Source organism: Synechococcus sp. B60.1 (genome assembly GCF_047462555.1).
Lineage (GTDB): Bacteria > Cyanobacteriota > Cyanobacteriia > Thermostichales > Thermostichaceae > Thermostichus.
The window spans coordinates 1-7,535 of the sequence record NZ_JANSJN010000069.1 but is presented as its reverse complement, the minus strand read 5'-3'; the positions used below and the strand labels follow the sequence as shown (position 1 = coordinate 7,535).

The window sequence follows — 7,535 nt, the reverse complement described above, 5'->3', positions numbered from 1 at the left end:
AGTCTGCACCGTGTAGACAAAGGTTTGGGCGCCCAGACGGGCTACCGCCGTCACCGGCACCAACAAAGCTGGCCGCTCCTCCCAGACGATGCGGGTTCGCACAAACTGGGCGTTACGCAACTGGCCGGCGGGGTTCTCCAGCAAGGCCTTGGCCAGGACCGACTGCGTGCCGGGATCCGCTTCAGGCGCAATGAAAGAGACTTGGCTGGTGCCGATGACCTCGCCGCCGCTATCTAGGATCTGCACCGGCGTGCCGATGCGCAGGCGGGGGGCCTGCTGCAGCGGGATGTTCAGGTTCAGCTCCAGCGCCTGGGTTTGGGTCAGGGTGGTCAAAACCGTCTGGGGTGTCACATAATCCCCCTGCCGCACCAACACCTCGCCGACAATGCCGGCAAAGGGAGCCGTGACCTGGAAAAACTGCAGTTGCACCTGCTGCCGCTCCGCCTCGGCCCGGGCCCGCTCCACCTCTCGCTCTGCCCGCAAGATGGCCGCCTCTTGGGCCCGGATCTGCTCCTGCTGGGCCGCCAAGGCTGCCTCCGCCTGGCGCAGATCGCGGCTGGACTGATCCGCTTGCGCCTGGCTAATAGCCCCCTCGGCCAAGAGGCGCAGGTTGCGCTCGTGCTGCTCCTGGGCGAACTCTGCCGCCGCCTCCAGCCGCAGCCGCTCCGCCCGCAACTGGCTGAGCACGGCTCGACTGCTCTCCAGGTTGGCCTGGGCCGCCGCGATCCCCGCCGTTTGGCCGGCCACCGCCGCCTGTTGCTGCCGGCTGTCGATCGCAAACAGGGGCGCCCCGGCAGAGACCTGGGATCCCAGCCGCACGAACACCTGGGTTACCTGGCCGCTCACCTGGGGCCGGATGCTTGCCACCTGCTGGGATCCGAGGCTGGCGATGAACTCCGCAGTCTCCTGAATGGGCCGTTCTTCCACGGCGCCGATGGCCACCGGGGTGGGCTGGCTTTGTCCACTTCCTCGGCCTTCCATGCCGCGAGGGGGGCCCCCCGCTCGACAGGCAGCCAGCAGCAAAGAAAAACACAACAGCGGCAGAGCTGTTCGCAATCGCCTCATGATTACAACTGCTCCCACAACAGAGGGATCCCCTCTCTGCATTGGCTCAACTAACCAAGGTAATGAGCCTGTGCCTTCCTGCACCTGTGCAAAAGCGCTTGCCATCCTTCCCAATCCAGAACTAAGGTGTATGCTTAGCCAAAAGCCCAGCTTAGCGTCCAGAGCCCCAGCTCGCCGGACAACGGCCATCTTTGGCCAGACGGTTCTAAACTTGTTGCGCAAGCATCGGATCTTTTGTTACCTGACGCGAAGGCAAGTCGCTGCAGTTGAGGAAGTTGATATGAGGACTGTAGCCGTAACCTGGTTTCGCCCGCTGCAGCTCGACTGTCGTCCTCAGCACTGGCTGTGGAGCTGCCTCGGAGCAGCAGCCATCACAGCCTTCACGGCGGTTGCTGCTTGGGCGCGGCCAGTATTGGAAGTGCGCATGACCATGGGCTTGCCCATCAGCCCCAACTATTGGTACCTGGTGGCCCTCAGCCGGGCCGGCAGCCCTGGCCCCACTGCCAACCTGGTGGATCCCAATGTCCGCGTCGGGCCCAATGAGTATGCCTTTGTCCAGAACTGGGACTACCTCATCCGGGTTACCCCCCTCAACGAAGAATCGGTCTTGCAGTCCACCATCCAGCGGTTTGGCGAGCCGGAGCGGGAGTTTGCCGTCGGCTTTAACCAGGTGCGGGCAGAGCGCCTCAGCCGCGACCGCGACACCCTCCGCTTCCAGATCGACATCTCCGAGCTCCAGGGCCTGGACGGGCGGGATCAGGATATTCAGGTGGCGCTGCTCACCGCCCGTGCCCCCTTCCGCGTCGCTCCTGAAGAAACCAACCTGGCCATTGACGCCACCCGTGGCGAGCTGCCCCACTACTACCGCCTCAGCCTCTCCAACCAGCGGCAGGTGGTTGTGGACGATCCCCAGCGGCAAGAGACAGTGCGCCGCAGCCGAGAATTGATCCAACAAAGTGGCTCTGGGGCTGCCCTCACCCGCGACCTCATCGAGGGGGGAGCTTTGGAGATTTTGGCCGCCAACATTCTTACCTTTGAGCTGCGCCTGGTGGACCGCTAGGGATCCTCTCCCCTGCAGGCCCAAGATTGCCGCCATTTCAAATCCCTTCTTTGGCAAGAGAAGCTGGGCTGGGATCCAACATCACAAACAGAAACGACTCCAGCCCTGCCAGGTAGGTGAGCACCTGCTCCTGGGCCGCTTCCTGGTCGATCCGATGGGCTTGGGCCGCCTGCTCGACCAAGCTAGCCACCGCCACTGGCCCCTGCAACAGGGATCCCAGCCAGGCCATCTGGGGGGCTGGTATGGTCAGGCGCCCACGGCTGGCCCCCGGCCAGTTCATGACAAACTCCAGTTTTTTTTCGTGGGCCTGGGCAAAGTTGTGGCAAAACTCGGCGTTGTCCATCAGGATGGGGTTGAGCTGCACCCTGCCCTCCAGCCAGTCGGCGTCGCTCCAGGGCAAGACCAAGGAAGAGCCGGGGTGCTCCGCCCAAAAGTCGATGAGGCGGTGGTCGGGGTAGATTAGCTCGTAGAAGTGGTTTTGCTCGGCAGGGGAAAGCTTGTCCAGCTCCGCCTGCAGCCAAGCCGGCATGGCCCTATCTTTGAAGAGCAGCGTCGGATCCCAGTCGGCGTAGTCCACCAGGCAAACCAAGCCCAGCTCCGCCTCTTGAAGCATGCGCAGGAGATCCGGGAGCAAAAACCCTTTGTCGCCGGGTAAGAGGTAGTTGGCGCGGATGTTGGTGTCGTCGCTGTAGATCTGGGGATCCCAGCGCAGGGCAGCGCGTAGCTCGTCAGAGGCCAGGCTGGCCATGAACTCCCGCACCCGCCGGCAGGCTTCGGGGGTGGGCAGCTCAAACAGGCCCAGCAGCCGGAACGCCTCCTGCAGGCGGAAGATCACCTGCCGCTGGTAGGCGTGGTGCAGGTTGGCCCGCAAGATCCCGTCCGGCTTGAGCACCCGCTTAAGCGCCTTCAAGCCCGCCACGGGATCCTCAAGCAGATAGAGCACGTCGTTGAGGCTGATGAAGTCAAACCGCTGCCCCAGTTGTTCAATCTCCAACAGGTTGAGGGCATGCAGCTCCACCTCCCCAAAGCCGTGGTAGCGCAGGCGCCGCTCCGTTGCCTGCACCGACGCCGGCGAGAGGTCGCAGGCCACCAGCCGCGCCCCTGGGTTGGCCTCCGCCAAGATCAAGGTCTCCCAGCCGGAGCCACAGCCGACGTTGAGGATGGCGATCCCCTCGCTGGGCAGGATGGCGCGGGTACGGGCGTATTGGGCCGTCGTCCAGCTCAGGCGGTACAGACTACCGATGGCGCTGCGGCCCGACGCCTCAACAGGTACGTTGGGATAGGGCAGTTCCTCGTAGAGTTGCCGCAAAGACTCGGTTGTGCTGCCGGCCATGGGATCCACTCCAGGAAGCTGCTCCCTATGCTAGTGTCTCAGGAACGCCGCAATAGCGTCGGCAATGGCCTCATTGCCCTTGCGATCCAGCTCCTCCGACGCCTGGGGTGGGTGAGGGGGATCCCGCAAGAAGTCCCAGGATCCCGCAAAGAACTCTTCCGGCGAGAGGATACGATGCCAGCCGTAGCGCCGCAATCCCTCCACCAAGAGGGGCGACTCGGCAAAGCTGGAACGGTTGACACAGGCCATGGGGATCCCACAGCGCAGCGCCTCCGCTAGGGTGCCATAGCCCGGCTTGGACACCACCCAGCGGCAGAGGGGCATGACATCCACCGGGCGCCACCTCTGCCCGTCCAGAATCTGCAGGTTGGGCAAAGGGGGAGCCTTGGGGTCGAAGGTGAGAAACTGCCAGTCGGGAAAATCCAAAAGCCGCTCGTAGGGCAAGCCCTGCAGCCCTAGCCCGCCAAAGGTTAACAAAACCGTGGGCCGCTCCCGCTCCAGTCCTAGGCGCTGGGCCACCTCCCCGGCCAAGTAGCGGGGATCCGACCCCGTCAACCCCACGGGTTCCTGGTGGGGAAAGGCGCCCATAGGCTCAGCAAAGGGCAGGCGAAACAGCCGCTGGCAGCGCCCGTACAGCTCGCGGATCCAGCTTACAAAGGGCTGAAACTGGGGGCCGTACTCTTGATAGATAAAGTCCCAGCCGAAGTTGCTGGCCATCCAGCAGGGGATCCCGGCGGCCTCGGCAATGGCGGCGGCAATGGGGGGCACATCCCCTAGCAGCAACGGCACCCCCTGGCTGCGGATGAACTCCGCCTCTTCTCGGATGAGGTCGGCAGACCCCGCTTGGAACGCCCGCAGGGCCACTAACGTCGCCGGCAGATCCGCCTGCAGCCCATCCGGCTGCACCACCCCCACGTCCAAAGCGCGGGGCCGATGCAGAAACTCCCCTTCCCCGTAGCGCTCCAGCAGCCAAGCGGGAGCCGGCGTCACCCAAATGGGCAGGATCTGCGGCTCCCGCCGCCGCAAAGTGTTCACCACCGCCGTCAGCCGGGTGACGTGCCCAAACCCATGGGCCGTTGCCGCCACATAGAGAGGAACTGGATTCACCGCCATAGCCTTAGGAAAGCACAGGCTGAGACTTTTCCCGCCGGGATCCCCAGAGGTTGCTGGCCAAGATGAGGCCCAGGCCCAGCAGCGATCCTGGCGCGATCGGCTCCTGCAACAGCACCGCGATCAACCCCAGCGACAGGAATGGCGTGACATAGACCCAATTGGCCAGGGATCCGCGCTCGTCCGCCAGCTCCAGCGCCCGCAGCCAGAACACAAAAGTCAGGCCCATCTCCGCCAAGCCGATGTAGGCCGCCCAGCCCAGCCCTGCTAGAGTCCACCTCAGCTCCTGCAACGGCAATAGCGCCAGGCAATAGCCGCTGCCGAAGACAAACCCCAGGAACAACTTCAGCACGGCATCCCGTCCATCCCGCACATTGAGCAGCCAGTAGAGGGCCCAAATAGCGGCGCTGCCCACCGCCAGTCCCACTCCCCAGGGATCCTCCACTTGCAGGGTGCCCCAGGAGCCCCCCGTGGCCACCAGCACCACCCCCACCAGGCTCGTTCCCAAAGCCAGCAGCAGCCGCCCGCGCAGGCGCTCCCCCAACAGCGGCACCGCCAAGAGAGCCAGCAGCAGCGGCCAGGTGTAATTTAAAGCCAGTGCCGCCTGGGCCGAGAGGCGATCATAGGCTTGGAAGAGCACCCCGTAGTAGCCAAACGGGTTGAGCAGCCCCTGCAGCGCCGACAGGCCAATTTGGGATCCCTTCTGCTGGCGGACAAGAGGCGCCCGCCCTGTTACCACCAGAACCATCCCCAAGATTAGGCAGGAGCTACACGCCGAAAAAATCAGCAAGACCGTCGGTGAGAGGTGCTGCAACCCGAACTTAAAGGCGCTGGCCGCTGTGGCCCAGCCCAAGATAGCCGCTGCCAGGTAGGCGCGGGCCCGCCAGGGATCCCTGCGCATCAAAAGCTGTCCAGATCCCTGTTTTCTGCCTTTGGCCTCGCTCCGGTGGGAAGGCCCAGCCGCGGCGCCACCACCCAGACGTAGAGCAGGTAGCCCAGACCCGCCACCACCGCCCACTTGAGAACAGTGGTGAAAACCCGGAAGACCAGCCCCACCAGCAAGATACAGCCCAAAATGGCCAAAACCGTCAGCAGTGGACGCCCCCACTCAGCCCAAGTGCGAACGGCATTTTTCCCCTGAGACGAGCTCAGCGCCCCAGAGGCCGCAGCCGCCTGCTCCAGTTCGCGCTCAAGCTGTTTTAGCCGTTCTTGTTCTGAGAAAGAAAGATCCGACATAGGGAGCAGTCTCCAGAATACAGGGCCATCTCCATCTTACGAGCTGCTCCCCAAAAGCAGGGCAAGCTAGGCCCGCGCCGACGGGATCTCTTGGGCCATGGCGCGGAACAGATCTAGAGCTGGGCCAGGGCGACGGTTAGGACGCGGAGCCGGGATCTCGTTGGGCACAAAGGGCCTTTCGACCACCACTTTGGGCTTGGCAGGCGCAGCCGTTGCCGCAGAGTTAGAGGAAGTTGCCGACTGGCTTGGAGCGGATTGTCCAGGCACCGAGCGAAAAGGCCCGGTTACAAAATCCACCAGACCGCCGAAGAGAATGCCAAAGAAGGAAAAAAGACCGCCGAACAGCTTTTTGAGAATGCCCATTTTGCCGATGTCGTAACGTTCTGCAACTGGCCACTCATTATTGTTAAGAACGGGCAGCTTGGCTATAGGTAGATATGCTTTTTTCAACCTCAGGGATCCCCCACCGGTCTGCCTGTGGCATCGAAGCGCCGCAGCGGTAGGGCCAGCTCCAGCTCCTGCAGCTCCAGGGGTTCCGAGAGGGGCCGGCTGCGCCCCAGCTCAAAGCCATCGGCTGCCGCCGGGTTCACTGCGTAGCCCATATCTGCCATCGCTCCCACCGTAAGGATGCTTAAGGGATTGGGCACCCCCCGGTCGAGGCGGCTGGTCATCAGCTCCCGACCCAAGACGCTCTCCCGCCAGTGGGAATCGCGGGATCCCTCCCCAAACTGGTTCTCTAAGGGAACAGAAGGGGCATTCCCCCCCAACGTGGTAAAAGCGGCAACCGCCCGCGGGCCAATAAAGTGGGGGTCATAGCCCGGCGGCGTCGGCTGATCCCGCTTCACCAAGCCCACCGTCAGCCCCTTGGGATCCCAGACGCTGGGCAAAAAGCCAAGCGCATGGCCCAACTCGTGCAGGGCAGTAATGGGCAGGTCGCCCCGCTCTTCCAAAGCCGAGAGGTTTCGGCTGTTGAACACAACCACAGAGTAGAAAGGCAGGCCATTGGAGGCCCGCACAAAACAGGGAGCCGCTCCCCCTAAAATCCGCTCGTCGCCCAGGTCTCTTGCCCGCACCTCCACCAATAGATCGTCGATAGGGAAATCGAGCGGCGTGCTGGGAGCCCCCGCACCACACTCGCCGGCCCGGATGTTGGTGGGCCCCAGATCCGGCTGATCCCCGACGATGATCTCCTGCCACCTCAAGGCCGCGCTGCGGACAATGGCTTGCTGGCTGGGAGTGAGGCTGTTGTCGGGAAAACGAACGTCAATGGTGAACTGAGAAACAGGGGCAGTTATCGGTGAAGGCAAAAGGGTGGGAACGGCAGTCGGAGGAGAAGAAGGGGGGAAACCACCCCCTCCCCCGCACGCTTTGAGCAGCAGTAGCAGTAGTACAGCTATCAGGGATCCGAGCAGGCGCAAGCTCCACGTTCTCCCCCCAAGCTTCCGAAAACCCTTCACACTGCCTCCAAAGGCCCCACAGCCCAGACGGATCATAGCGGTTGCCCGCATTTGCCGAGCAGGATTTGCCCTAGGCTCTGCCACCCATACCCATTCCCAATGGGTGATCTCTAGGAGGCTGGGGAAACCCCTCTGGATCCTCAGTTGCTTGCCAATGGTATAGCTGTTGACGAGGCATGCCATTCCTAGACAAGCACCCAAAACGGTGAAAAACCCAACCGATGGCAAACGCCTAGGAAATGTCTCAGCCAACTCGCTAATGAACATACTCCCC

Annotated in this window: 8 protein-coding genes; 1 reads left to right on the top strand and 7 read right to left on the bottom strand. The window is 63.1% G+C overall.

The window, feature by feature from the left end; all coding sequences use genetic code 11:
- On the bottom strand, nt 1-1,065 hold a 1,065-nt coding region (locus NW863_RS08895; RefSeq protein WP_414365853.1), incomplete at its 3' end, for an efflux RND transporter periplasmic adaptor subunit.
- A gap of 280 nt (nt 1,066-1,345) precedes the next feature.
- On the opposite strand from NW863_RS08895, the gene NW863_RS08890 reads away from it, so the two are divergent.
- Nucleotides 1,346-2,125 (top strand): hypothetical protein, encoded by a 780-nt coding sequence (locus NW863_RS08890; protein ID WP_414332523.1) that lies wholly within the window; start codon nt 1,346-1,348, stop codon nt 2,123-2,125.
- 37 nt (nt 2,126-2,162) lie between these two features.
- On the opposite strand, the gene NW863_RS08885 is transcribed toward NW863_RS08890, so the two are convergent.
- From NW863_RS08885 to NW863_RS08860, 6 genes are all read right to left on the bottom strand, one after another.
- Nucleotides 2,163-3,458 carry a class I SAM-dependent methyltransferase gene (locus NW863_RS08885; protein WP_414365852.1) on the bottom strand — a complete coding sequence of 432 codons (1,296 nt, stop codon included), beginning with the start codon at nt 3,456-3,458 and terminating at the stop codon, nt 2,163-2,165.
- Nucleotides 3,459-3,488: 30 nt separating this feature from the next.
- The gene (locus tag NW863_RS08880) at nt 3,489-4,571 is read right to left on the bottom strand and encodes a glycosyl transferase (RefSeq protein ID WP_414365851.1); all 1,083 of its coding nucleotides are present in this window, start codon (nt 4,569-4,571) and stop codon (nt 3,489-3,491) included.
- A gap of 4 nt (nt 4,572-4,575) precedes the next feature.
- The gene (locus tag NW863_RS08875; protein WP_414332529.1) at nt 4,576-5,469 is read right to left on the bottom strand and encodes a DMT family transporter; all 894 of its coding nucleotides are present in this window, start codon (nt 5,467-5,469) and stop codon (nt 4,576-4,578) included.
- Nucleotides 5,469-5,804, bottom strand: a complete 336-nt coding sequence (locus NW863_RS08870; protein WP_414365850.1) for a hypothetical protein — start codon at nt 5,802-5,804, stop codon at nt 5,469-5,471. The genes NW863_RS08875 and NW863_RS08870 overlap by 1 nt, the downstream gene beginning before the upstream one ends.
- A gap of 66 nt (nt 5,805-5,870) precedes the next feature.
- Entirely contained in the window at nt 5,871-6,254 is a 384-nt protein-coding gene (locus tag NW863_RS08865) for a hypothetical protein (protein ID WP_414365849.1), read from the bottom strand.
- A gap of 2 nt (nt 6,255-6,256) precedes the next feature.
- Nucleotides 6,257-7,111, bottom strand: coding sequence for a leishmanolysin-related zinc metalloendopeptidase (locus NW863_RS08860; protein WP_414365848.1), 855 nt, complete (start codon nt 7,109-7,111; stop codon nt 6,257-6,259).
- Nucleotides 7,112-7,535 lie beyond the last annotated feature (424 nt).

Coding starts and splice junctions, on each gene's coding strand:
- NW863_RS08890 (WP_414332523.1), top strand. CDS start 1,346: ATGAGGACTGTAGCCGTAACCTGGTTTCGCCCGCTGCAGCTCGACTGT.
- NW863_RS08880 (WP_414365851.1), bottom strand. CDS start 4,571: ATGGCGGTGAATCCAGTTCCTCTCTATGTGGCGGCAACGGCCCATGGG.
- NW863_RS08885 (WP_414365852.1), bottom strand. CDS start 3,458: ATGGCCGGCAGCACAACCGAGTCTTTGCGGCAACTCTACGAGGAACTG.
- NW863_RS08870 (WP_414365850.1), bottom strand. CDS start 5,804: ATGTCGGATCTTTCTTTCTCAGAACAAGAACGGCTAAAACAGCTTGAG.
- NW863_RS08875 (WP_414332529.1), bottom strand. CDS start 5,469: ATGCGCAGGGATCCCTGGCGGGCCCGCGCCTACCTGGCAGCGGCTATC.